The organism is Streptomyces sp. NPDC006174, assembly GCF_040614075.1.
Lineage (GTDB): Bacteria > Actinomycetota > Actinomycetes > Streptomycetales > Streptomycetaceae > Streptomyces.
Genome location: NZ_JBEXTJ010000001.1, coordinates 525,667 through 548,780, shown reverse-complemented (window position 1 = coordinate 548,780; position 23,114 = coordinate 525,667). Strand labels below are relative to the sequence as shown.

General features: G+C 72.8%; 16 protein-coding genes. 5 read left to right on the top strand and 11 right to left on the bottom strand.

The window, feature by feature from the left end; genetic code table 11:
• Positions 1 to 114: 114 nt before the first annotated feature.
• On the bottom strand, positions 115 to 696 hold the full coding sequence (locus ABZ267_RS02485; RefSeq protein WP_356746811.1) for a M48 family metallopeptidase: 582 nt from the start codon (positions 694 to 696) through the stop codon (positions 115 to 117).
• Between the two features lie 299 nt (positions 697 to 995).
• Between ABZ267_RS02485 and ABZ267_RS02480 the strand changes: the two genes are divergently transcribed.
• Together ABZ267_RS02480 and ABZ267_RS02475 are read left to right on the top strand one after the other, a co-directional pair.
• The gene (locus ABZ267_RS02480; protein ID WP_356747243.1) at positions 996 to 2,141 is read left to right on the top strand and encodes a ThiF family adenylyltransferase; all 1,146 of its coding nucleotides are present in this window, start codon (positions 996 to 998) and stop codon (positions 2,139 to 2,141) included.
• Positions 2,142 to 2,205: 64 nt separating this feature from the next.
• Positions 2,206 to 3,684, top strand: coding sequence for an AarF/ABC1/UbiB kinase family protein (locus ABZ267_RS02475; protein ID WP_356746812.1), 1,479 nt, complete (start codon positions 2,206 to 2,208; stop codon positions 3,682 to 3,684).
• Positions 3,685 to 3,689: 5 nt separating this feature from the next.
• On the opposite strand, the gene ABZ267_RS02470 is transcribed toward ABZ267_RS02475, so the two are convergent.
• The 5 genes from ABZ267_RS02470 to ABZ267_RS02450 all read right to left on the bottom strand — a co-directional run bounded on the left by ABZ267_RS02470 (position 3,690) and on the right by ABZ267_RS02450 (position 7,621).
• Entirely contained in the window at positions 3,690 to 3,893 is a 204-nt protein-coding gene (locus ABZ267_RS02470) for a hypothetical protein (RefSeq protein ID WP_356746813.1), read from the bottom strand.
• A 117-nt stretch (positions 3,894 to 4,010) separates the two neighbouring features.
• Positions 4,011 to 4,274, bottom strand: coding sequence for a hypothetical protein (locus ABZ267_RS02465; RefSeq protein WP_356746814.1), 264 nt, complete (start codon positions 4,272 to 4,274; stop codon positions 4,011 to 4,013).
• A 92-nt stretch (positions 4,275 to 4,366) separates the two neighbouring features.
• The gene (locus ABZ267_RS02460) at positions 4,367 to 4,735 is read right to left on the bottom strand and encodes a WhiB family transcriptional regulator (RefSeq protein WP_356746815.1); all 369 of its coding nucleotides are present in this window, start codon (positions 4,733 to 4,735) and stop codon (positions 4,367 to 4,369) included.
• A gap of 164 nt (positions 4,736 to 4,899) precedes the next feature.
• Positions 4,900 to 5,229, bottom strand: coding sequence for a hypothetical protein (locus ABZ267_RS02455; RefSeq protein ID WP_356746816.1), 330 nt, complete (start codon positions 5,227 to 5,229; stop codon positions 4,900 to 4,902).
• 166 nt (positions 5,230 to 5,395) lie between these two features.
• Positions 5,396 to 7,621, bottom strand: coding sequence for an ATP-dependent DNA helicase UvrD2 (locus tag ABZ267_RS02450; RefSeq protein WP_356746817.1), 2,226 nt, complete (start codon positions 7,619 to 7,621; stop codon positions 5,396 to 5,398).
• Between the two features lie 225 nt (positions 7,622 to 7,846).
• Between ABZ267_RS02450 and ABZ267_RS02445 the strand changes: the two genes are divergently transcribed.
• Entirely contained in the window at positions 7,847 to 8,101 is a 255-nt protein-coding gene (locus tag ABZ267_RS02445; RefSeq protein WP_084749136.1) for a glutaredoxin domain-containing protein, read from the top strand.
• Between the two features lie 73 nt (positions 8,102 to 8,174).
• Here ABZ267_RS02445 and nudC read toward each other — a convergent pair whose 3' ends face one another.
• The 5 genes from nudC to ABZ267_RS02420 form a co-directional block, all read right to left on the bottom strand.
• A complete protein-coding gene (gene nudC / locus ABZ267_RS02440) occupies positions 8,175 to 9,131 on the bottom strand; it encodes an NAD(+) diphosphatase (protein WP_356746818.1) in 957 nt (318 codons plus the stop codon).
• 64 nt (positions 9,132 to 9,195) lie between these two features.
• Positions 9,196 to 10,587 carry a dipeptidase gene (locus ABZ267_RS02435; RefSeq protein ID WP_356746819.1) on the bottom strand — a complete coding sequence of 464 codons (1,392 nt, stop codon included), beginning with the start codon at positions 10,585 to 10,587 and terminating at the stop codon, positions 9,196 to 9,198.
• 10 nt (positions 10,588 to 10,597) lie between these two features.
• Positions 10,598 to 14,083 (bottom strand): UvrD-helicase domain-containing protein, encoded by a 3,486-nt coding sequence (locus ABZ267_RS02430; RefSeq protein ID WP_356746820.1) that lies wholly within the window; start codon positions 14,081 to 14,083, stop codon positions 10,598 to 10,600.
• 57 nt (positions 14,084 to 14,140) lie between these two features.
• Positions 14,141 to 17,629 carry an ATP-dependent DNA helicase gene (locus ABZ267_RS02425; RefSeq protein WP_356746821.1) on the bottom strand — a complete coding sequence of 1,163 codons (3,489 nt, stop codon included), beginning with the start codon at positions 17,627 to 17,629 and terminating at the stop codon, positions 14,141 to 14,143.
• A gap of 214 nt (positions 17,630 to 17,843) precedes the next feature.
• Complete coding sequence (locus ABZ267_RS02420) at positions 17,844 to 18,245, bottom strand: MGMT family protein (protein WP_356746822.1); 402 nt, start codon at positions 18,243 to 18,245, stop codon at positions 17,844 to 17,846.
• A 221-nt stretch (positions 18,246 to 18,466) separates the two neighbouring features.
• Between ABZ267_RS02420 and ABZ267_RS02415 the strand changes: the two genes are divergently transcribed.
• Both ABZ267_RS02415 and ABZ267_RS02410 read left to right on the top strand, forming a co-directional pair.
• Complete coding sequence (locus ABZ267_RS02415; protein WP_356746823.1) at positions 18,467 to 21,418, top strand: lysylphosphatidylglycerol synthase domain-containing protein; 2,952 nt, start codon at positions 18,467 to 18,469, stop codon at positions 21,416 to 21,418.
• A 76-nt stretch (positions 21,419 to 21,494) separates the two neighbouring features.
• Complete coding sequence (locus ABZ267_RS02410) at positions 21,495 to 23,096, top strand: alpha/beta hydrolase (RefSeq protein WP_356746824.1); 1,602 nt, start codon at positions 21,495 to 21,497, stop codon at positions 23,094 to 23,096.
• The last annotated feature ends 18 nt before the right edge of the window (positions 23,097 to 23,114 follow it).

Sequence of the window (23,114 nt, the reverse complement as noted above, 5' to 3'; positions counted from 1 at the left end):
CGACCGTCCCCCATCCCGAAGGTGAATGCGTCGCGTCAGGCTAACCGCAAACCGCGACATCCGGCCAAGCCGGTACACACCCGGTACAGAACCAGCGGGAACGGCCCGCCGGGCTCACTCCTCGGGTGTGGCCGACGAGCGGGGCAGCTGGTCGGCCGCCACCACCCCCTCGAGGTAGCCACGGGCCCGCTCGGTACGTGGATACGCCTCCAGCAGCCGCCAGAACTCCGGGCCGTGACCGGGGACGAGCAGATGGGCCAGCTCATGGAGGAGTACGTAGTCGACGACGTACTCCGGCATGCCCTGGAGCCGGTGCGAGAGGCGGATGCTGCCTTCGGCAGGGGTGCAGGAGCCCCAGCGGGTGTTCTGGTTGGTCACCCAGCGAACGGACGCGGGTCGGGCCCTGCCGTCGAAATACTGAACGGACAGCCGCTCGGCCCGCTCCGTGAGCTCGGCGTCGCCGAGGACCCGCTTGCTCTCCTGGGCCGCGAGCTTGTCGAGCATCACGCCGACCCAGCGTCGCTCCTCCGCCTCCGACATCCGGGCGGGGATGAGCACGATCGTTCGGCCGCCCTCCCGGTAGGCGGAGACCGACTTCCTGCGCCGGGTGCTTCTGCGGACCTCGACCGCGCTCGTCGCCGGGGCGCGGGGCGCACGGGCGGCCGCGCCGGGCTGACGGCTCACGGCGCTGCGCATGGGAATCTCCCCGGCGACGCCGGGTGACGGGTCTGCGGGCACGCCTCGACGTTACCCGCTGTCAGTGGAGGAAGTCCCGACTCCGGGTCCGTTCGCCACCGATCCTCTCCACTCTCCGCACCTCGCTTCGCACCATGAGCCACATTATCGAATGACTAATCCCGCTACCTGTGGATAACTCCGCGCACGCTTCGCCGCCAGCGCGCATTCTGGCAATGGCTCGACGCGGCCGGGAATCCTCCCGGGCACGCGGTCACGACACCGATCGGGGGAAAGCCGTGCGTCTCGGGGAAGAAGTCCTGCATCCGATGTTGAAGCCCGCGCTGCGCCGGGCATGGCGCGGGCGGAACACCGTGCAATTCGGGGTGACACCCGCGCACGCCGTGACGCTGGGTCCGGTGGACATCGCGACGGGAAGCTTTCTGGAACTGCTCGACGGAACGCGCGGCCTGCCGCTGCTGCGCGAGGAGGCCCGGGCCCTGGACCTGTCGGACCGTCATGTCGACGTCCTGGTCCGCCGGCTGGCGGAGGCGGGCCTTCTCGACGATCCGAGAGCCGCCGGCGTGCAGGCGGATGTCCTGCGCCACCGGGCCGAGATGATGGAGCGTCAACGCCCCGATGTCGCCGCGCTCTCCGTCGTCCACCCCGGTCCGGGCGAGGGGCTGCGGCGGATGGCGGCCCGGCGGGCGATGCGGGTCCAGGTGCGGGGTGCGGGCAGGGTCGGTGCGTCGATCGCCGCGGTGCTGTCGGGCTCGGGGGTGGGCCAGGTGGAGGTGCTGGACGGAGGCCGGGCCGAGCCGGGGGACGTGGCGCCGGCCGGGCTGCCGCCCGCCGCCGTCGGGGAACGGCGCGATGTGGCGGCCCGCCGACTGGTCCGCCGGGCCGCTGCCGGGCCCGCGCCTCGGTCGGCCGGGGCGGAGCGGGGCGCGGGTGAAGGGGCGCCCGGGCTGTCGCTGATCGTCGTGGCGCCTCGGGACGGCCTCTCGGTGTACGCGCCGGTCCCGGACACCGCGGCGCCCTGGATCGCGTCCGGCACTCCTCATCTCTATGCGGGAGTCATCGAGGCCACCGGGGTGGTCGGACCGCTCGTGCTTCCGGGCGGCACCGGGTGCGCAGGGTGTCTGGAGCTGCACCGCGCGGACCGGGATTCGCAGTGGCCCCGGATGCTGGCGCAGTGGCGCTCGGGTCGGCGGGGCGCGGTGCCCGCCTGCGATCTGGGGCTGGCCACGGCGGTCGCCGGTCTCGCAGCGGCCCACGCCTTGTCCTTCCTGGACGGGGAGCTGCCGGCGAGCACCGGGGCGCGCTGGGAGGCCGCGCTGCCGCTGCTGGACTGGCGGAGCCAGCGGATCGGCCCGCATGCCGACTGCTCGTGCGGAGCGGTGGCACGGGCCGAGGGGGAAGGGGCCTCCGGCTCCGTTCCGGCGCAGGACACAATGGCTGGGTGACCGCTGCCGCCGGAGAGACACCGGCGGCCCGAGCGGCACGGCGGTCTGGGAACTGGAGGGGCACATGTCTGATCTTCCCCGGAAGGCGGTTACGCGTACGGCCAAGCTGGCCGCGCTCCCGCTCGGCTTCGCCGGCCGTGCTACCTGGGGTCTGGGGAAGCGGATCGGTGGCAGATCCGCCGAGCTGGTCGCCCGCGAGGTGCAGCAGCGCACGGCGGACCAGCTGTTCAAGACCCTGGGCGAGTTGAAGGGCGGGGCCATGAAGCTGGGCCAGGCCCTCTCCGTCTTCGAATCGGCGCTGCCCGAGGAGGTCGCGGGGCCCTACCGGGCCGCGCTGACCAAGCTCCAGGAGGCCGCGCCACCGCTGCCCGCCTCCACGGTCCACGCGGTGCTGGCGGAGCGGATCGGCGAGGACTGGCGGGAGTATTTCCTGGAGTTCGAGGACAAGCCGTCGGCCGCCGCGTCGATCGGGCAGGTGCACCGCGGGGTGTGGCACGACGGCCGGGAGGTCGCCGTGAAGGTGCAGTATCCGGGTGCGGGCGAGGCACTGCTCTCGGACCTCACCCAGCTCAGCCGCTTCGCCCGGCTGCTCGGCCCTCTGGTCCCGGGGATGGACATCAAGCCGCTCATCAAGGAGATGCGCGACCGGGTGTCGGAGGAGCTGGACTACGAGCTGGAGGCGGAGGCCCAGCGGGTCCACGCGGAGGAGTTCGCGGACGATCCCGATGTGGTGATCCCTGGGGTGGTGCACCAGTCCGACCAGGTGCTGGTGACGGAGTGGATGACCGGGGTCCCGCTGGCCGACGTGATCGCGGACGGTACGGCGGAGCAGCGGGACCGGGCCGGGCAGTTGCTGGCGCGCTTCCTCTTCTCGGGTCCGGCACGCACCGGCCTGCTCCACGCAGACCCGCACCCGGGCAACTTCCGGCTACTGCCGCCGGCGGAGGCGGCAGACGGTTTGGCCGCCTCGGAGGCTTCGGATGCCTCGGACGAAGAGGGTGCCGAGGCCGGTGCGGGTGCCGAGGCCGGTGCTTGGCGACTGGGGGTGCTGGACTTCGGCACGGTGGACCGGCTTCCGGGCGGGCTGCCGGGGACCATCGGTGAGTCCCTGCGGATGACGCTGGAGGGTGACGCGGCCGCGGTGTACGGGCTGCTGCGGGACGAGGGCTTCGTGAAGGAGTCGATCGATCTGGAGCCGGACGAGGTCCTCGAGTACCTGCTCCCGATCATCGAACCGGCGCAGGTGGAGGAGTTCACCTTCACCCGGGGCTGGCTGCGGGACCAGGCGGGCCGGATAGCCGATCCGCGCTCCCCCGCTCACCAGCTCGGCAGGCAGCTGAACCTCCCGCCGTCCTACCTCCTGATCCACCGCGTCACGCTCAGCACGATCGGGGTGCTGTGCCAGCTCGGCGCGGCGGTCCGGCTGCGGGACGAACTCGAAGCCTGGCTGCCGGGGTTCGTCGCGGAGGCCGAGGAGTACGAGGAGGCCGAGTACGCGCCGGAGGGCGAGGAGCCGGAGACGGTTCCGGAGGGCGACGCGTAGCCGGGTCACCACCAGAGGGAGTCGAGGCGGCTCTCGATCGCTCTGATGTGGAGGCGGGCGCAGGTCTCGCAGAAGTGGAGGAGGTGGCCGTCCTCCACGGAGGAGAGCCAGGTCACCGGGGCCGTGTCGCCTTCGGCGGCGGTGCCGCAGCGGGCGCAGACCACCGGTCCGTTGGCGGGTTCTTCGGGGGGATGCGTGTCCTCGTCCACCTCGTGACGATATCCCCGTCTCCGGGACCCGGCAGCACAACGCACCGCGGGGCCGCCCTCGTCGGACGGCCCCGCGGTGGGGTGGTGCTACGGCATGGAGCGGAGAGGCGGGGCCTCTCAGTGCATGACGGCCATGGCCAGCGCCCGGCGGGCGCGCAGCGAGGCGCGCTCCGCTCGGCGCTGCATCCGGCGGGCGGCGACGAGGCGCACCGCCTGGCGGTCCACCTCGGCCTCCCGCAGGCGGTCGTGCATATGCGCACGGGCCAGGGCTTCGGGGATGAGTTGCATCTCGCGGGTCCTGTTCTGACGCGAGTCGTTCGCGCCGATGATGGTGACGTCAGGGGTTGCGGAGCCGACGGGCTCCTGCGTGGGGGTGATCATTGGTGCCTGATTCCGGGGGTCATGGGTCTGCGGGCGGTCGATGGTTCCTGCGCGCAGCCACCGCGTGGGGGCGGGGGCGGCGGAGCCGGCGATCACGCTGCGACCGGGTTCTTGCGCGGACGGCCACGCGGCCGCTTGCGGGCCACGACGACACCCTGGACGAAGAGCTCACCGCCCCAGACACCCCACGGCTCGCGCCGCTCCTTGGCACCGGCGAGGCAGGCCTCGACGAGCGGGCAGGTCCGGCAGAGGGACTTGGCGTACTCGACATCCGCCGGGGACTCGGCGAAGAAGACCTCCGGGTCGTACGAGCGGCAGGGGACGGGTACGCCGAGGTTCTCGATGGCGTCGTCGAGCGCGGTGAGCGCGGTGAGGGGGAGCAAGGTGGAGTCCTCCGTGGAGCCGGGCGGGGAGATCAAGTCGGACTGCGGTACTGACGGGGCGTGCGCTTCGAGTTGCACGGTGGGTGGTGTCCTCGTCTGGTCGTGCCGGCCTGTTGGCCGGTTGGCGGCTGGTACTGCTGGCCCGAGGCGCCTTGGGCATGTCCCGTCCGTTCGGACAAAACAAAAGGGCCGCGGATCCCGAGTGGGGTTCCGCGGCCCTGAGGCGCCGGCCTGATGCTGCATCAGGCTGGATCGCTCCAGGGTTCAGGCCCACGGAAGGCCCACATCGTGTGGTGCTGCTGCGTCTGCTTCTGGACTCCGGCACCGGCTGCCGCAAAGGCATAGGCCTGAGCCTGTGCATCCTTCGCTACTGCTGCCGCCGGTGCCTCGATCGGTCGCTCATTGCGCTCCCGCATCACGGGGAGGTTCGCCAGGGACAGCGGACTGACGGCGGAGATGCCGGACAGACCGGTGGCGCGGAGCGAAGCAGCCGAGGAGCGGGCGAGGCCGAGCGAGCAGGCGGAGACGACCGAAAGACCGGTCATTTTCTGGGTTTCGATGATGCTGATCACTTCAATCGCCTCCTCTCGGCGTCTAGGGTGACCGGCCGGAGCCGGTCGCGCGTATTCGGATAAGTACAGCACGGATTCAGGGCTTCAGAGAAGTCGCTGTTCCCGTGGTTAAGAACCTATGGTGACGACTGGGGCGTGCGCAAACTATTTTCTGGACGAGTTTTTCTCAGCCCTCCGCGCCGGCCTCCTCGGACCCCTCATCGACCGTCTCACCTGCGCAGATGGCGAGTACGTCGGCTCCGAATCGGGTCAGCTTCCGGTTGCCGACGCCGGCGATGACGACCAGCTCGCCCTCGGTGGACGGCACGGCTTCGGCGATGGCCATCAGAGTCTTCTCGGTGAAGACGCAGTAGTCGGGCTGGCTCAGCCGGGCCGCCTGGCCGGCCCGCCAGTCGAGCAGCCGCCCGTACAGCGCCTCGTCCATGTCGGACGGGCACTCCTCGCACCGCATCAGCTTCATCTCGCCCGCGTCGGTGAGGGTCCGGCCGCAGACCCGGCACCGCACCGGCTGCCGTGGCCTGCGCTCGACCGCGTCGGTCCGCCCGGACACTGCCGCAGCGGCCCGGCCGGTGCCCCGGTCGATCCCTCCGCCGCCTCCGGCCCCGCCCCGGGCGCCGACCGCCGTGGAACCCGGGCGCAGTCCGTTCAGGAACCGGGTCGGCCGACGGTTCGCCCGGCCGCCCGGAGAGCGCGCCAGGGACCAGGAGAGCGAGAGGTGGAGGCGGGCGCGGGTGACGCCGACGTACAGCAGGCGGCGCTCCTCCTCGACCTGCTCGTCGGTCTTGGCGTACGCGATCGGCATCATGCCCTCGGTCAGACCGACCAGGAACACCGCGTCCCACTCCAGCCCCTTCGCGGCGTGCAGCGACGCCAGCGTGACGCCTTGGACCGTCGGGGCGTGCTGGGCGGCGGCCCGCTCGTCCAGCTCGCGGACCAGGTCGGTCAGGGTCGCGCCCGGCCTGGCCGCCTCGAAGTCCTCCGCGAGGCGCACCAGCGCCGCCAGCGACTCCCAGCGGTCGCGGACGGACCCCGATCCGGCGGGCGGGCGGGTGGTCCAGCCCTTGGTGGAGAGCACCGCCCGCACCTGGGACGGCAGCCCCTCCGCCGCGTCGAGCAGCGAGTCGTTGCGCCCGGCGCGGGCCGCGCCGCGCAGGGCGGTGCCCGCCTCGCGGACCTCGGCCCGCTCGAAGAACCGCTCGGCGCCGCGCAGCTGGTAGGGCACGCCGGTGTCCGCCAGGGCCTGCTCGTAGACCTCGGACTGGGAGTTGACCCGGTAGAGCACGGCGATCTCTCCGGCCGGGACGCCCGCCGCGATCAGGTCGCGGATGCGCCGGGCGGTCGCCTCGGCCTCGTGGGGCTCGTCCGGATACTCCGCGTAGACCGGCTCGGGGCCCTTGTCGCGTTGCGAGACCAGCTCCAGCCGGTGGTCGGCGGCCCTGCCGCGGGCCTGGCTCAGCAGGCCGTTGGCGAGGTGGACGACCTGAGGCGTGGAGCGGTAGTCCCTCACCAGCTTGACCACCGTCGCGCCGGGGTGGCGGGTGCGGAAGTTCAGCAGGTGGTCCGGGGTGGCGCCGGTGAAGGAGTAGATCGTCTGGCTGGCGTCGCCGACCACGCAGAGGTTGTCCCGGTCGCCGACCCACAGGTCGAGCAGCCGCTGCTGGAGCGGGCTCACGTCCTGGTACTCGTCGACGACGAAGTGCTGGTACTGGCCGCGCACGTGGTCGGCGATGTCCTGGCGGTCCTGGAGGATGCCGACGGTCAGCAGCAGCACGTCCTCGAAGTCGATCACCGAGCGGTCGCGCTTGAGCTGCTCGTACGTGGAGTAGATCTGGGTCAGGACCGCCGGGTCCCGGGGGGCGTCCCGCTGGGTCTTCGCCACCGCCGCCGGATAGTCGGCGGGGACGGTCTGGGTCACCTTGGCCCACTCGATCTCGCCGGTGACATCCCGCAGCTCGTTGCGGTCGAGCCGGAGCTCGCAGCGGGCGGCCGCCTCGGCGACCAGCTGCACCTTCCGCTCCAGCAGCCGGGGCAGCTCACCACCGACTGCTTTCGGCCAGAAATACTGGAGCTGCCGGAGCGCCGCGGAGTGGAAGGTCCGCGCCTGGACACCGGTCGCGCCGAGCTGCCGGAGCCGTCCGCGCATCTCGCCCGCGGCCCGGTTGGTGAACGTGACGGCGAGGATCGTGGCGGGCTGGAGGATGCCCGCCCGCACTCCGTACGCGATGCGGTGGGTGATCGCGCGGGTCTTGCCCGTCCCCGCTCCGGCCAGCACGCACACCGGTCCGTGCAGGGCGAGCGCCACCTCGCGCTGCTCGGGGTCGAGCCCGTCGAGCACGGCGTCCGGAGTCTCGGGAACCTGCGGGAAGAGGGTGGAGTGCGTTGCTGCTGTCACCCCGCCATGCTGCCAGGTCCCACGGGACGGATGCGGCGGTTGTCCACAGGGGTGAGGTATTCGTCGTACTGATGCGGGGAGACGAGGGCCCCGGTGCGGTGGCGGGAATGGTCGCCGCCTCCCGTACGTTCCACCCGGTGCGGGAAGGCGGCCCAGGCCGCCTGGCCGCGTGTTGACGCTGCCGGCCGCGCAGCGGGACGGACGAGACAAGGGAGCGCCAGCGACATGGCGGGCACTGTGACGATGTACAGCACCACCTGGTGCGGCTACTGCCGTCGGCTCAAGAGCCAGATGGACCGCGAGGGCATCGCGTACAACGAGGTCAACATCGAGCACGACGCGGACTCGGCGGCGTTCGTCGAGAAGGCGAACGGCGGAAACCAGACGGTCCCGACCCTCCTGATCGTCTCCCCTTCCGGCACCGAGTCGGTCATGACCAACCCGTCGCTGGCCCAGGTGAAGCAGGCCCTGGTCGCCTGAGGTCGAGCGCTCGGCGCACCGCACTTCCACCACTGCCCCCGGCGGATCGCCGGGGGCGGTGGTGTGTCCGCGCTCAGTTCGTACGGTTCAGGCTGCCCGGCCTCGGCAGCGGCTTCCCGTACCAGAGCTCGATCAGCCGGGCGGCGATCGAGATGCCGAACGGAGGCATCACCTCGCCGGACTCGAAGGCGGCGGTGAGGTCCTCGCGGGAGAACCAGCGGGCCTCCTCGATCTCCTCGCCGTCGACGGTGATCTCCGAGGAGGTCGCGCGAGCCATGAAGCCCAGCATCAGGCTGGACGGGAAGGGCCACGGCTGGCTGGCGATGTACTCGACCTCGCCGACGGTGACGCCCGCCTCCTCGTAGACCTCGCGGATCACGGACTGCTCGATCGACTCCCCCGGCTCGACGAACCCGGCGAGCGTGGAGAAGCGGCCTTCGGGCCAGTGCACCTGGCGGCCGAGCAGCGCGCGGTCCTGGTCGTCGGTGACGAGCATGATGACCGCCGGGTCGGTGCGCGGGTAGTGCTCGGCGCCGCAGGCCTGGCAGCGACGGATGTGCCCGGCCGCCGCGATGACGGTGCGTTCGCCGCAGCGGGAGCAGAAGCGGTGCAGGCGCTGCCAGTTCTCCAGGGCGACCGCGTGCACCATCAGGCCCGCGTCGCGCGGGCCGAGCAGCAGTCCCGCCTCGCGCAGTCCGGCCGGGCGGGCCGACTGGTCCATGCGGCCGGGCAGCGAGTCCTTCTGGAGCGCGAAGTAGCTGACGCCTTCCTCGTCGGTGCCGAGGAAATACCGGTGGGTCTCGGTGACCGGGGCCTCGAAGGCCGGGGTCATCACGATCGCGGTGCCGCCTTCGGGGGTGTCGTCGATCAGCACCTGCCCGCCGGAGACGACGAAGACACGGGTCGTCGGGTGGCTCCACGCCACGGCCAGCCACGCCTCGTCGAGACGGTGGTGCGCCGCGCGGTCGATACCACTGGGCGCGGTGAGGCCGATCGGGCGGTCTGTGGTGGCGTTGTCGAAGGTGCTCACAGGTACTTCCTACTCCCCCTGGGTGGATCGGATGTGCACAGGTTCGTGGAGGTGTGCAGAGGATTCAGAGCGCCGTGGCCATCTCGCCCCACAGGTACGCGGTCGTCTCCACGCCCTTCAGCAGCAGGTCCAGCTCGACCTTCTCGTTCGGCGCGTGCCAGCCGTCGGAGGGTACGGAGATGCCGAGGAAGAGGACGGGTGCGCCGAGCACGTCCCTCAGGTCGGCGGCCGGGCCCGAGCCTCCTTCGCGGGTGAAGAGGACCTTCTTGCCGAAGGCGCGGCCCATCGCGCGGGCCACCGCCTGGAGGGCCGGGTGGTCCAGCGGGGTCAGACACGGGCGGGTGGCGGGCTGGAACGTGATCCGGTGGCGGACGCCCGCCGGAACGCGGGACTCCATCCAGGCGCGGACCGTCTCCTGTACGCGGTCGGGGTCCTGGCCGTCGACCAGGCGGAAGCTGATCTTCACCATCGCGGAGGACGGGATGATCGTCTTGCTTCCGGCGCCCTGGTAGCCGCCGCCGATGCCGTTGACCTCGGCGGTGGGACGGGCCCAGACGCGCTCCAGCGTGGAGTATGCGGCCTCGCCGGAGGCCGCCTGGGACTTCGCCGTACGGAGCCAGGTCGCCTCGTCGAAGGGAAGCTGGGCGAACAGGGCCCGCTCGGCGTCGGTGAGGTCGGTGACGCCGTCGTAGAAGCCGGGGATCGCGACGCGGCCGTCCTGGTCGTGGAGGGCGGCGACCAGGCGCGCGACCTCGGTGGCCGGGTTGGGGACGGCGCCGCCGAACGAGCCGGAGTGGATGTCCTGCGCGGGGCCGTACAGCTCGATCTCGCACTCCGCGAGGCCGCGCATGCCGGTGCAGACGGTCGGCGTCTCCTCGTCCCACATGCCGGTGTCGGAGACGATCACGGCGTCGGCGGCGAGGCGGTCCGCGTACTGCTCGGCCAGGGCGCGGAAGTTCGGTGAGCCCGACTCCTCCTCGCCCTCGATCAGCAGCTTGAGAGTGACGGCCGGAGTCGTACGGCCGGTGGCGGCGAGGTGGGCGCGGACGCCGAGGGTGTGGAAGAAGACCTGGCCCTTGTCGTCGGCGGCGCCGCGTCCGTACATCCGGCCGTCGCAGATCACCGGCTCGAACGGGTCGGTGTCCCAGCCGTCCTCGCGGGCGGCGGGCTGCACGTCGTGGTGGCCGTAGACCAGGACCGTCGGGGCGTCCGGGTCCTCGCTGGGCCACTCGGCGAAGACGGCCGGCGCGCCAGGCGTCTGCCAGATCTCGGTGACCGGGAAGCCGGTCTCCTTGAGCTTGGCGCTCAGCCACTCGGCGCTGCGCCGTACGTCCCCGTCGTGCTCCGGCTGCGCGGATACGGACGGGATGCGCAGCCACGCGGCGAGGTCGTCGAGGAAGGCTGCGCGGTGCTGTTCGGTGTACGTACGGACGGCGCTGTCCGGGGTCTCGCTCATGCTCTTGAGCCTATCCGTCCCGCGGGGCGGGCTCGTCCAGCAGGATCCGCTCCAGCTCCGCCCGGCCCGGCAGTCCCTGCGGGTGGACGGTCTCTCCGCTGCGTACGTAGAGGAAGGTGGCGGTGACGGCTTCGATCGGCAGATCGTGCAGCTCGGCCCAGGCCAGCCGGTAGACGGCGAGCTGGAGCGGGTCGGCGGTGCGGTGGCGGGTGGTCTTCCAGTCGACGATCTCGTAGGTGTCACCCGTGCGGTAGACGGCGTCGATCCGGCCCCGGATCACCCGGCCGGCGAGGGTGATCTGGAACGGGGTCTCCACCCGGTACGGCGTGCGCCGGGCGTACGCCGTGCGCTCGAAGGCCTCCTTCAGCTCGGCCAGGTCGCGCTCGTCGGCGATCTCCGCGTCGTTCTCGTCGCCGCCGGGCAGCTCGTCGGGGCCGAGCATGGGCAGCGGCAGCTCCTCGTACCGGGACTCCACCCAGGCGTGGAACCGCGTGCCCCGGCGGGCGGCGGGCTGCGGTGGCCGGGGCATGGGCCGGGCCAGCTCCTTGGCGAAGGCGTCCGGGTCCTCGGCCAGCCGCAGCAGCTGGGTGGCGGAGAGCGAGGCCGGGACGAGGACGTCGTGCACGGTGGCGCGGGCGCGGCGCAGCTCTCCGGCGAGCGCGTTGAGATCCCGGTCCCAGGAGGCGAGCGTGCGGGTCTCCTCCGGCGTGAGGTGGTCGGCCGGTTCTTCCTGCGGGTGGCGGGCGGCGGGGATGTGCGGTGCCGGGTCCCGTACGGGCTCCGGGGCCGGTGCGTCCTGGGTGTCCGGCGTACCGGCGGGGCGCTCGGCGGGGAGCGCGTCCCAGTCCCAGTCCTCGTCGGCCGGTGGCTCGTCGTCCCAGGGCTCGTGCGTCGGTACGTCGTCGGGTCCATACGCTGGTACGTCGTCGGGTCCGGGTCCGTACGCCGGTGGCTGCTCGTCGCCGTGGACGGCCAGGCGCTCCAGGTGGGCCAGGACCGTGTCGCGGGCGGCTCGGCGGCGGGTGAGGGCCGTGGCGTCCAGCGGGAGCGGCCAGGCCTGGTCGGTGTCGGGCGCCGCGAGGGCCGGGTTCTCCTCGTCCTCGGCGGGCTCGTCGGCCCACGCCTCGATCTCGCCGTGGCCCGCCGCGCAGTGCTCGTACAGCGCCTCCAGGAACGCCGACGGGCCGCGCGTCCTCTTCTGGGACGGGCCCCACCAGTGGCCGCAGCCCAGGAGGAGCGAACGGGGCCGGGTGAAGGTGACGTAGCCAAGGCGCAGCTCCTCCGTGTGCTGGTGCTCCTTCATCTCCTCCTTGAACGCCTTCATGCCCTTGGCGTCGAACGTGTCCACTTCCGGGAGCGTCGCCGCGTCGCCGCGCAGAGCGTGCGGGAGCACCTTGGCCTGAGCGGTCCAGGCGTCCCGTGAGCGGTCGCTCGGAAACTGGCCGGTGACCAGGCCCGGCACGGCGACCACGTCCCACTCCAGGCCCTTGGACTTGTGCGCGGTGAGGACCTTGACGGTGTTCTCGCCGCCGGGCAGCGCGTTGTCGAGGCCCTTCTCGTACTGCGCGGCGGTCCGCAGGAAGCCGAGGAAGGCGAGCAGCGACGCCTCGCCGTCCAGCGAGGCGAAACGGGCCGCTATGTCCAGGAAGTTGGCCAGCGTCTCGCGGCGGCGGGCGGCCAGCGCCTGCGGCGACGCCGACAGCTCGACCTCCAGACCGGTGGTGGCCAGGACGCGGTGCAGCACGTCCATCAGCGGGTCCGCGAGCGAGCGGCGCAGGTCGCGCAGCTCACGCGCGAGCCGGGCGAAGCGGACCCGGGCCTCCGCCGAGAACGGCAGGCCGTCGTCCGCCGCGTCCGCCGCGATCAGGAAGGTGTCCAAGGCGTCGGCGAGCGATATCACCTCGGCCGGGTCGGTGCCCTCGACGGCCTCCGCGAGCCGCCGGTCCGGGTCGGCGTCGTCCCCGTGGGCGGCGCGGTGGACGAGGAGGCGGGCGCGGCGGCCCAGGAGCGCGAGGTCGCGCGGGCCGATGCGCCAGCGCGGGCCGGTGAGGAGGCGGACCAGGGATGCGTTGGCGCCCGGATCCTGGAGGACTTCGCAGACGGCGACCAGGTCCGCCACCTCGGGCAGGTGCAGCAGCCCGGCCAGGCCGACCACCTCGACCGGGATGTCCCGGGCGACCAGGGCCGCCTGGATCTGCCCGAAGTCACCTGCGGTGCGGCACAGGACGGCGATCTCGCCGGGCGGAGTGCCGGTGCGCACGAGGTGGGCGAGGGAGTCGGCGAGCCAGTCGATCTCCTCGGTGTGCGTGGGCAGCAGCGCGCACCGGACCGTTCCGTCCCGCTCGGCGCCGGGCGCCGGACGCAGCGCCTCGACGCCTTCGTGCATCGCGCGCAGAGGTTCCGCGAGGCCGTTGGCGAGGTGGAGGAGGCGGCCGCCGCTGCGCCGGTTCTCGCTGAGGCTGTAGCGGGTGGCGGGCGTGCCGTCGGCGTGCGGGAAGTGCTCGGGGAAGTCGTCCAGGTTGGCGACGGAGGCGCCGCGCCAGCCGTAGATGGCCTGGCAGGGGTCGCCTACGGCGGTGACCGCGTGGCCGGTGGGCACCTGGCCGGCCGGCCCCGGTTCCGTACCGCTGCCGAACAGCGCCGACAGCAGCAGCCGCTGCGCCACCGACGTGTCCTGGTACTCGTCCAGCAGCACGACCCAAAACTCGTCCCGCAGGATCGCTCCCACCTCCGGCCGGGTCAGGGCCAGCTCGGCGGAGAGGGCGATCTGGTCGCCGAAGTCCAGGACGTCGCGGCTCCGCTTGGCGGTGCGGTAGCGCTCGGTGAGGCCGAGGAGGGAGCGGCGGGCCTCGGCGGTCTCGGGGATCTTGCGCAGGTCGGCGTTGCTGAGCTTGGCGGTGGCCAGCTCGTGCAGCAGCTCGGTGTCGTACGTCTCCAGCGCCTCGGGCCGTACGAGGTGTTCGGACAGCTCGCCGTCGAGCGCCAGGAGGTCGCTGACGAGGGTCGGGAAGGAGCGGGTGAGCGCCGGATACGGGCCCGGGGCCTCGCGCAGCACCTTTGCTGCCAGCTGGTAGCGCGTGGCGTCGGCGAGGAGGCGCGTGGAGGGCTCCAGGCCTATGCGCAGGCCGTGCTCGGTGAGGAGGCGGCCGGCGAAGGCGTGGTACGTGGAGATCGTCGGCTCGCCCGGCGGGTGGTCCGGGTCGATGACCTCGGGGTCGGTGACGCCGGCGGCGATCAGCGCCTTGCGGACGCGCTCGGCCAGCTCGCCCGCCGCTTTGTTGGTGAAGGTGAGGCCGAGGACCTGCTCGGGCGCGACCTGGCCGGTGCCGACGAGCCAGACCACGCGTGCGGCCATCACCGTGGTCTTGCCCGACCCGGCTCCGGCCACGATCACCTGCGGGGCGGGCGGCGCGGTGATGCAGGCCGTCTGCTCCGGGGTGAAGGGGATCCCGAGGAGCTCCTTGAGCTGCTCGGGATCGGTGATGCGTGAGGACACGTGAGAAACGGTAACCGGGCCCACTGACAATCCGATCCGATGCGGGCGGCCCCGGCCCTACTCCACCACCTGCCGGCCCTCCGGCTGCGCGCTGCACGAGGCGCGGAACGTGCAGTGGGCGCAGTGGGTGCCGGTGGTCGGCGTGAACCGTTCGTCCAGGACCTTTCCGGCGGCCGTGGCCAGCAGGTCCGAGACCCACTCGCCGGCCGGCGGTTCCTGCGCCTGGACCTTGGGAAAGGCGTCGCCGCCCTCCTTCTTGGGAGCGGGCTGGCGGAGCTGGACCAGTTCGGCGCCGCCGGGCTCGGGCCGCCGGCCGTCGAAGACCTCGTCGACCGCGCCCTCGCGGACCGCCAGCTGGTAGACGGCGAGCTGCGGGTGGGTGGCCACCTCGTCCTTGGTGGGCGCGCTCTTGCCGGTCTTGAAGTCGACGACGTACGCCCGGCCCTCGGCGTCCTCCTCCACCCGGTCCATCGAACCCCGGATGCGGACGGCGTACTCGCCGGCCTCCAAGGTCACGTCGAAGTCGTGCTCGCTGGCGGCGGGCGTGCGGCCGCCGCGGTCCAGGACGTGCCAGTGCAGGAAGCGTTCCAGGGCGGCGCGGGCCTGGTCCTTCTCCTGTTCGGACTTCCAGGGGGCGTCGAAGGCCAGGCCGTTCCAGACGGAGTCCAGGCGCTCCATGAGGACGTCGAGATCGGCGGGCGTACGGCTGGAGGCGACCTCGTCGGCGAGTACGTGGACGACGTTGCCGAACCCCTGCGCGGCGGTGGCCGGTGCGTCGGCCTTCACCTCGCGGCCCAGGAACCACTGGAGGGCGCAGGTGTTGGCGAGCTGGTCCAGTGCGGAGCCGGAGAGCGTGACGGGCTGGTCGCGGTCGCGCAGCGGGACGGCGGAGCGGGTCGGCTCGTCCAGGCCCCACCAGCGGGACGGGTGGGCGGCGGGTACGAGCTGCTGGCCCTCGTCGTCGGTGAGCGCGGCGAGCCGGGCGAGGCGGTGGGCGGCGGCGTCCCGCAGCGCGTCGGAGGCGGCCGGGTCGACGGTGGTGGCGCGCAACTCCGCGACGAGTGCGGCGACGGCGAGCGGGCGGCGCGGGCGGCCGGTGACATCGCGGGGTTCGACGCCCAGCTCGGTGAGGAAGCGGGAGGGCTGGTCGCCGTCGTCGGCAGGAGCCTTCACGGCGGTGACGATCAGGCGCTCGCGGGCGCGGGTGGCGGCGACGTAGAAGAGGCGGCGCTCCTCGGCCAGGAGTGCGCCGGGCGTGAGAGGTTCGGCGAGCCCGTCGCGGCCGATCCGGTCCGCCTCCAGGAGCGAGCCCCGGCGGCGCAGGTCGGGCCAGAGCCCTTCCTGGACCCCGGCGACGACGACGAGCCGCCACTCCAGGCCCTTGGAGCGGTGCGCGGTCATCAGGCGTACGGCGTCGGGTCGGGCGGTCCGCCGGGAGAGGGTGTCGGCGGCGATGTCCTGGGCGTCGACCTCCTCCAGGAAGTTGAGCGCTCCGCGCCCGCCGGTGCGTTCCTCGGCGCGCGCCGCCGTCTCGAACAGGGCGCACACCGCGTCCAGGTCCCGGTCGGCGTTGCGTCCGCCCGCTCCGCCGCGCAGCGCGGCCCGCTCCAGCCTGCCGGGCCACGGAGTGCCGTTCCAGAGGGTCCACAGGGCCTCCTCGGCGGTGCCGCCGCCTTCGAGGAGCTCGCGGGCCTTGCGCAGGAGCGCGCCGAGGCGCTGTGCGCCGTGGGCGTACGCCGGGTCATGTGTGACCAGGCGTTCGGGCTCGGCGAGAGCGCGGGCGAGCAGTTCGTCGGAGGGGGCGGGCACCGTGACTCCGGCGGCGCGCTCCTCGTCGCGCAGGGCCCGGCCGAGGCGGCGGAGGTCGGCGGCGTCCATGGAGCCGAGCGGTGAGGTGAGGAGGGTGAGGGCGGTCTCGGTGGTGAGCCAAGGGGCGGTGACCGGGGCTGTCTCCTGTCCGCCCTCGTCCTGCCCCTCGTCGGCCGCCCGGCCCGTGCGCTCCTCGTCGGCCCGGCCCGTACGGAGCGCCGCCGTCGCCACCGTCCGCAGGGCCGTCAGCAGCGGGGCCACGGCCGGTTCGTGGCGGAGCGGGAGGTCGTCGCCGTCGACCTCCAGAGGGACGCCGGCCGAGGTGAGGGCGCGGCGGACGGCGGGGAGCGAGCGGCCTCCGGCCCGTACCAGCACGGCCATCTCGCGCCACGGAACCCCGTCCTCCAGGTGGGCGCGGCGCAGCAGGTCCGCGATGTTGTCCAGCTCCGTGGAGGCGGTCGGATAGGTGTACGTCTCCACCCGGCCGCCTTCCCGGACGGCCTGGAGCTCGCGGTGCGCGCGGACGGTGTCGGCGGGCAGCCGGGTCAGCGGCATCCGGCGGGTCAGCAGCCGGGTCGCCGCGAGCAGCTCGGAGCCGGAGCGGCGCGAGGTGGTGAGGACGCCGACGGGGGCCGGGGTGCCGTCGGCGCGCAGGAAGGTGTCGGGGAATTCGAGGATGCCGTTCACATCGGCGCCCCGGAACGTGTAGATCGACTGGTCCGGGTCACCGAAGGCCACCAGCGTGCGCCCGGCGCCCATGTCTCGCCCTCGGAGCACGGCACCCGCGCCTGCCACGCGCCTCCCGTCACCCGCGTGCGCCGCGCGCACCTCGTCCCCGGCGTGCGCCCCGCGCCCGGCGCTCCGAGAACCGCCCACCCGGTTCCCCGCCAGCGCGTGCAGCAGGCGTACCTGTGCCGGGTCGGTGTCCTGGTACTCGTCGACGTACACCGCGTCGTACGCACCCGCCAGCTGCGCCGAGACCTCCGGGCGCTCCGCGAGCAGGACCGCGCGGTGCACCAGCTCGGCGTAGTCCAGGACGCCCTGCGCGTCGAGCACGTCCAGGTACTCGGCGAGGAACTGGGCCGCCGCGCTCCAGTCCGGGCGGCCCGTGCGGCGGGCGAAGGCGGCGAGCGCGTCCGGGCCGAGGCCCAGTTCGCGGCTGCGGGCGAGCACGGCGCGCACCTCGTCGGCGAAGCCGCGCGTGGTCAGGCAGGCGCGCAGTTCGTCGGGCCAGCGGACGTGGGCCAGGCCTTCCTTCTCCAGGTCGAGCTGGCCGGCGAGCAGGTCGCGGACGGTGACGTCCTGTTCGGGCCCGGAGAGCAGCCGCAGCGGATCGGCGAAGAGATCGGCGTCCTGGTGGGCGCGGACCAGGGCGTAGCAGTACGAATGGAAGGTGGTGGCCTGCGGACCGCGCGCCGAGCCGAGCCGGGCCGCCATCCGGTCGCGCAGCTCGACGGCGGCTTTGCGGCTGAAGGTGAGGACGAGAATGCGGGCCGGATCGGCGCCCCGGTTCACCCGGGCCGCCACGGACTCCACGAGCGTGGTGGTCTTGCCGGTGCCGGGACCCGCGAGGACGAGCAGCGGTCCTTCGGTGTGATCAACCACAGCGCGCTGGCCTGCGTCCAGGAGAGGAGGCTCCACGGAACCCGGCGGAGTGCGCACCAGGCGGTACGCGCCCGTGGTCCGCGGCCGTGTCTCACGGTGCGGACTGTGCCGGGTGGAAGAGGAGGAGCTCACGTGGATCGCCGGTCCTGGTGGGTTCACGGGCCGTACAGGTCGTACGGCCCGAAAAGGGTCGTTCACAGAGGTCGTAGAGGGACGAGGAGAGGAGGCGCGCGTGAAGCGCGGTGACGACGCTACGCCAGCGGGCGCGCGGGAGGCGGCGGGTGCGGTGCGTCTCTGGTCACGCACCGGCCCGCGCCCGGCCGGACGCGGTCGCGGGCGGCCGCCGTCAGGTGTGAGTTTCCTCGCCCTGGCCGGCCGGACCGGCGGACTCACCTCCGCTCCCGTCCCAGCGCGCCCGGCGCATGTCGAGCCGCGGAAGGTGGCCGTCCGCCTGCCGCGACGCCTCACGCAGCGGCGTCCCCTCCGCGCGGTAGTGGTCCAGCGCCCGCAGCTCGTGGCCCGGCAGCAGCGCCCCGTCCGCCCGCACCACGCGCCACCACGGCACGGCGGATCCGTACAGCGCCATGGCCCGTCCGACCTGCCGCGGGCCGCCGTCGCCCAGCCACTCCGCGACGTCGCCGTACGTCATGACCCGGCCCGGCGGGATCAGGTCGGCGACGTCGAGAACCCGCTCCGCGTACTCCGGCAGCGCGCCCGGCTGCTCGTCGCCCGTCTCGTCCTGGCTCATCCGTCCCATCCTGCCGTACGCCACCGACAGCGCGGCCGGAACCGTCTCGGTACGGTCACCGAGCGTGCGCGCAGGTGCAAAGGGGCGTATGTTGCGCTTCCCGCGCCCGGGCGACGCACCCTGATGCCCCCCTCCGTCTCCGGGCCGTGCCACCATCATCCGGGCGGTGACCGGTGATACGAGACCACGAAGACGAACCAGAGGCGACGAAGGAGCAGGGCGTGCAGCCACCGAAGGCGGCGGACGCCTCCGATGCCGGAGAGCGCCCACCGAGTGCGCCGGAGCACGCCGGAGAACGTCCGCCGCGCACGCCGGATCCCGCCGTGGATCATCCGTCGCCTGCGCCGGAGCCCTCCGAAGAACGCCTGCCGCGCACGCCGGAGCCCTCCGAAGACCGCGCCTCGCGTACCCCGGAGCTCGTCGAGGAGCGTCCGGAGGAGGTCCCGGACCCCGCCGCCGTACTCCGTACCGACGGTCCCTCCGCGGCCACCGCGTCCACCAGCGGCCATCTGACCGGCTCCACGCTCGCCTCCGCCGAGGCCGCCCTGACCGACCGGGTCTCCGGCGACGAGCCGCTGCTCCCGGCCCGGGTGCACCGGCCCTCCGACCTGATGCGGCTGCTCATCGGCATCGCCGCCATCGCCGTGCTGTTCGCGATCGCCGCCTTCGCGCAAGGCACCACCACCGGGCTTGAGGACGACATCTCCAAGGGCACCGAGCAGGCGCCCGATCTGCTGATCAAGATCGCCGGACTGGTCTCCAGCATCGCCGTGCTGCTCGTGCCGGTCGCCTTCGCCATCGAACGGCTGATCAAGCGGGACGGGCTGCGCATCGCCGACGGCGTCCTGGCCGCCGTGCTCGCCCACGGCGTCACCCTCGCCACCGACCTCTGGGTCTCGCGCTCCGCGCCCGGCACCATCCAGGAGGCGCTGACCCAGCCGCAGCCGGGCGCCGGACTGACCGACCCGGTGCACGGCTACCTCGCTCCGGTGATCGCGTACATGACCGCCGTCGGCATGGCGAGACGGCCGCGCTGGCGGGTCGTGCTCTGGGCCGTGCTGCTGCTCGACGCGTTCGCGATGCTGGTCGGCGGCTACACCACGCCGTTCTCGATCATCCTGACGGTCCTGATCGGCTGGACCGTGGCGTACGGAACGCTGTACGCGGTCGGCTCGCCGAACGTCCGGCCCACCGGCCAGCACCTGATGGCGGGGCTGCGGCACGTCGGCTTCCGGCCGGTCGCCGCGATGCGCACCGAGGACGCCGCCGACAGCGACACCGCCGACCCGAGCGACCGGGGCCGGCGGTATCTGGTCACCCTGGAGGACGGGCCGCCGCTGGACGTGACGGTCGTCGACCGGGAGCAGCAGGCCCAGGGGTTCTTCTACCGGGCCTGGCGCCGCCTCACGTTGCGCACGCTCACCCAGCGCCGCTCGATCCAGTCGCTGCGGCAGGCGCTGGAGCAGGAGGCGCTGCTCGCGTACGCGGCGATCGCCGCCGGGGCAAACGCGCCGAAGCTGATCGCCACCTCCGAGCTGGGGCCGGACGCGGTGATGCTCGTCTACGAGCACATCGGCGGCCGGTCGCTGGACCAGCTGGAGGACGAGGAGATCACCGACGACCTGGTGCGCGGCGCCTGGCGTCAGGTGAAGGCGCTCCAGTCGCGCCGGATCGCGCACCGCAGGCTGACCGGTGACGCACTGCTGGTGGATCGTTCCGGCAAGGTGTTCGTGACGGACCTGCGCGGCGGTGAGATCGCCGCCGGCGACCTGGTGCTGCGGATGGACGTGGCGCAGCTGCTCACGACGCTGGGACTGCGGGTGGGAGCCGAGCGTTCGGTCTCCGGCGCGCTGGCCGTGCTCGGCCCGGACGCGGTGGCGGACTGCCTGCCGCTGCTCCAGCCGATCGCGCTGAGCCGCTCGACCCGCGCGACGCTGCGCCGGCTCGCGCGGGAGCGTTCGCAGCAGGAGCGGGACGCGGTGCTGGAGGCCTCGCGAGCGGCCAAGGAGGCGCGCGCCCGGGACGCGGCGGAGGCGTCGGCCGGGGCCGAGGCCCAGGCCGAGCCCAAGTCCGGTCACAAGGCCGAGCGGAAATCGCTGCGGACCGAGAAGCAGGCCGAGAAGCGGGCCGTGGACGACGCGCTGGAGGAGGCCCGGGAAGGCGATCTGCTCGCGCAGATCCGCCGTCAGGTGCTGCTGATCCGGCCGCAGGCGCCGGTCGAGCCGGTCCGCCTGGAGCGGATCAAGCCCCGGACGCTCTTCAGCTTCATCGCCGGAGCCATCGCCGCGTACTTCCTGATCTCCCAGGTCACCCAGGCCGACTTCGGCGTGCTCGTGGAGCAGGCGGAGTGGGGCTGGGTGGCGGCGGCGCTCGGCTTCTCGGGGCTCAGTTACGTGGCGGCGGCGATGAGCCTGCTGGGCTTCGTGCCGGAGCGGGTGCCGTTCCTGAAGACCGTGCAGGCGCAGGTGGCCGGCTCGTTCGTGAAGATCGTCGCTCCGGCCGCCGTCGGAGGCGTGGCGCTGAACACCCGCTTCCTGCAGCGCGCCGGCGTGCGCCCCGGTCTGGCCGTGGCGAGCGTCGGAGCCTCGCAGCTCTTCGGGCTCGGCTGTCACATCCTGCTGCTGGCCCTCTTCGGCTATCTCACCGGTACGGAGAAGACGCCGGACTCGCTCACGCCCTCCCGTACGGTGATCGCCGGTCTGCTGACGGTCGCGGTGCTGGTGCTGGTGGTGACGGCCATTCCGTTCCTGCGGAAGTTCGTGGTGACCCGGGTGCGCTCGCTCTTCGCCGGGGTCGTGCCGCGCATGCTGGACGTGGTGCAGCGACCGCAGAAGCTGGTCACCGGGATCGGCGGGATGCTGCTGCTGACCGGCCTGTTCGTGCTCTGCCTGGACGCGTCGATCCGCGCGTTCAGCGGCCCGGACGTCACCCAGCTGAGCTACGCGAGCATCGCGGTGGTCTTCCTCGCCGGCAACGCGCTCGGCTCCGCAGCGCCGACGCCGGGCGGGATGGGCGCGGTCGAGGGTGCGCTGACGCTGGGCCTGATCGCGGTCGGGCTGCCGATGGAGGTCGCGGCGCCGGCGGTGCTGCTGTACCGCGTGATGACGCTGTGGCTGCCGGTGCTGCCGGGCTGGATCGCCTTCAACCAGCTGACCCGGAAGGGCGAGCTGTAGGTATCCGGAGGGGCGCACCACCCGCATGGACCGCGCCCCAGCGCGCTCCCCGGCGCCCCGCCGCACGATGGAGCCCATGAGGACTTCCCCCGCTCTGCGTGCCGCCGCCCTCGCCGCCACCGCCACCGTGCTGCTGCCCCTGGCCGGCTGCTCGGACGGCGGCGACGGAGGCGGAGAGGGCCGCTCGACGCCTTCCGGGGCCTCGACCGCCTCGCCCACCGCCACTTCCCAGGAGCTGGCGTCGCAGAAGCTGGAGTGGTCGCCGTGCCCGGCGCCGAACGTGGCGCAGGGCGGTGGTGAGTCGCCGTCGCCGCTGCCCGGCGGCGCGGTCTGGGAGTGCTCCTTCATGGACGTACCGCTGGACTACGCGGATCCGGACGGCCGCACGATCGAGCTGGCGCTGATCCGAGGGAAGGCCAAGGACCAGAAGCGGCGGATCGGTTCGCTCCTGTTCAACTTCGGCGGGCCCGGCGCGTCCGGAGTCGCGACCCTGCCGGCCTTCGGCGCGGACTACGACCGGCTGCGCGGCCGGTACGACCTGGTGAGCTTCGACCCGCGCGGAGTAGGGCGCAGCGAGGGTGTGGAGTGCGCGGACGACGCCCAGCTGGACGCGATGTACGAGGAGGACTCCACGCCGGACGACGCGGCCGAGGAGAAGGAGTTCGTCGAGGGCCAGAAGGACTTCATCGCCACCTGTAAGGAGAACTCGGGACCCGAACTGCCTTATGTGGGCACCACGAACGCCGCCCGCGACATGGATCTGATGCGCACGGTGCTCGGTGACGACAAGCTGCACTATTTCGGCATCTCCTACGGCACCGAGCTCGGCGGCGTCTACGCCCACCTCTATCCGGACAAGGTCGGCCGGGCCGTCTTCGACGCGGTGGTCGACCCGACGAAGGACGCCGAGCAGTCCTCGCTCGGCCAGGCGCAGGGGTTCCAGCTCGCCTTCGACAACTTCACCAAGGACTGCGCGGACCGCGGCGACAAGTGCGCCCTGCCCGGCGCCACCGGCGAGGAGGTCGAGCAGTGGATCGCCGGCTTCCTGGCGAAGCTGGAGAAGGAGCCGATCGACGGGCTCGGCGACCGGGCGCTGACACAGACGCTGGCCACCACCGGTATCGCCTCCGCGCTCTACTCCAAGGAGACCTGGCCGCTGCTGGAACAGGGCCTGGACGAGGCCGACGGCGGCTCCGGCGCGCTGCTGCTGGCGCTGGCCGACTCGCTGAACGGCCGTTCCGAGGACGGGCGGTACGACAACTCCAACGCCGCCAACATCGCGATCAACTGCGCCGACAACAAGCAGCGCTTCACGCTGGAGCAGACCAAGGCGGCCCTGCCGGCCTTCCGCAAGGCGTCACCGATGTTCGGCGAGTACCTCGGCTGGGGCCTGATGGGCTGCACCGGCTGGCCGGTGGCGGGCGCCTGGGTCACGCCCGACGTCAGCGCTCCCGGCTCCGCGCCGATCCTCGTCATCGGCAACACCGGTGACCCGGCGACCCCGTACGCGGGTGCGAAGGCGATGGTGGAGAAACTCGGCAAGGGAGTAGGCGTCGAGCTGACATACAAGGGCGAGGGCCACGGTGCGTACAACAGTAAGAACACGTGTGTACAAGGAGCCGTCGACGGCTATCTCCTGAACGGTACGGTGCCGAAGTCCGGCACGGTCTGCGAGTGATCCGCACCCGGCCGACAG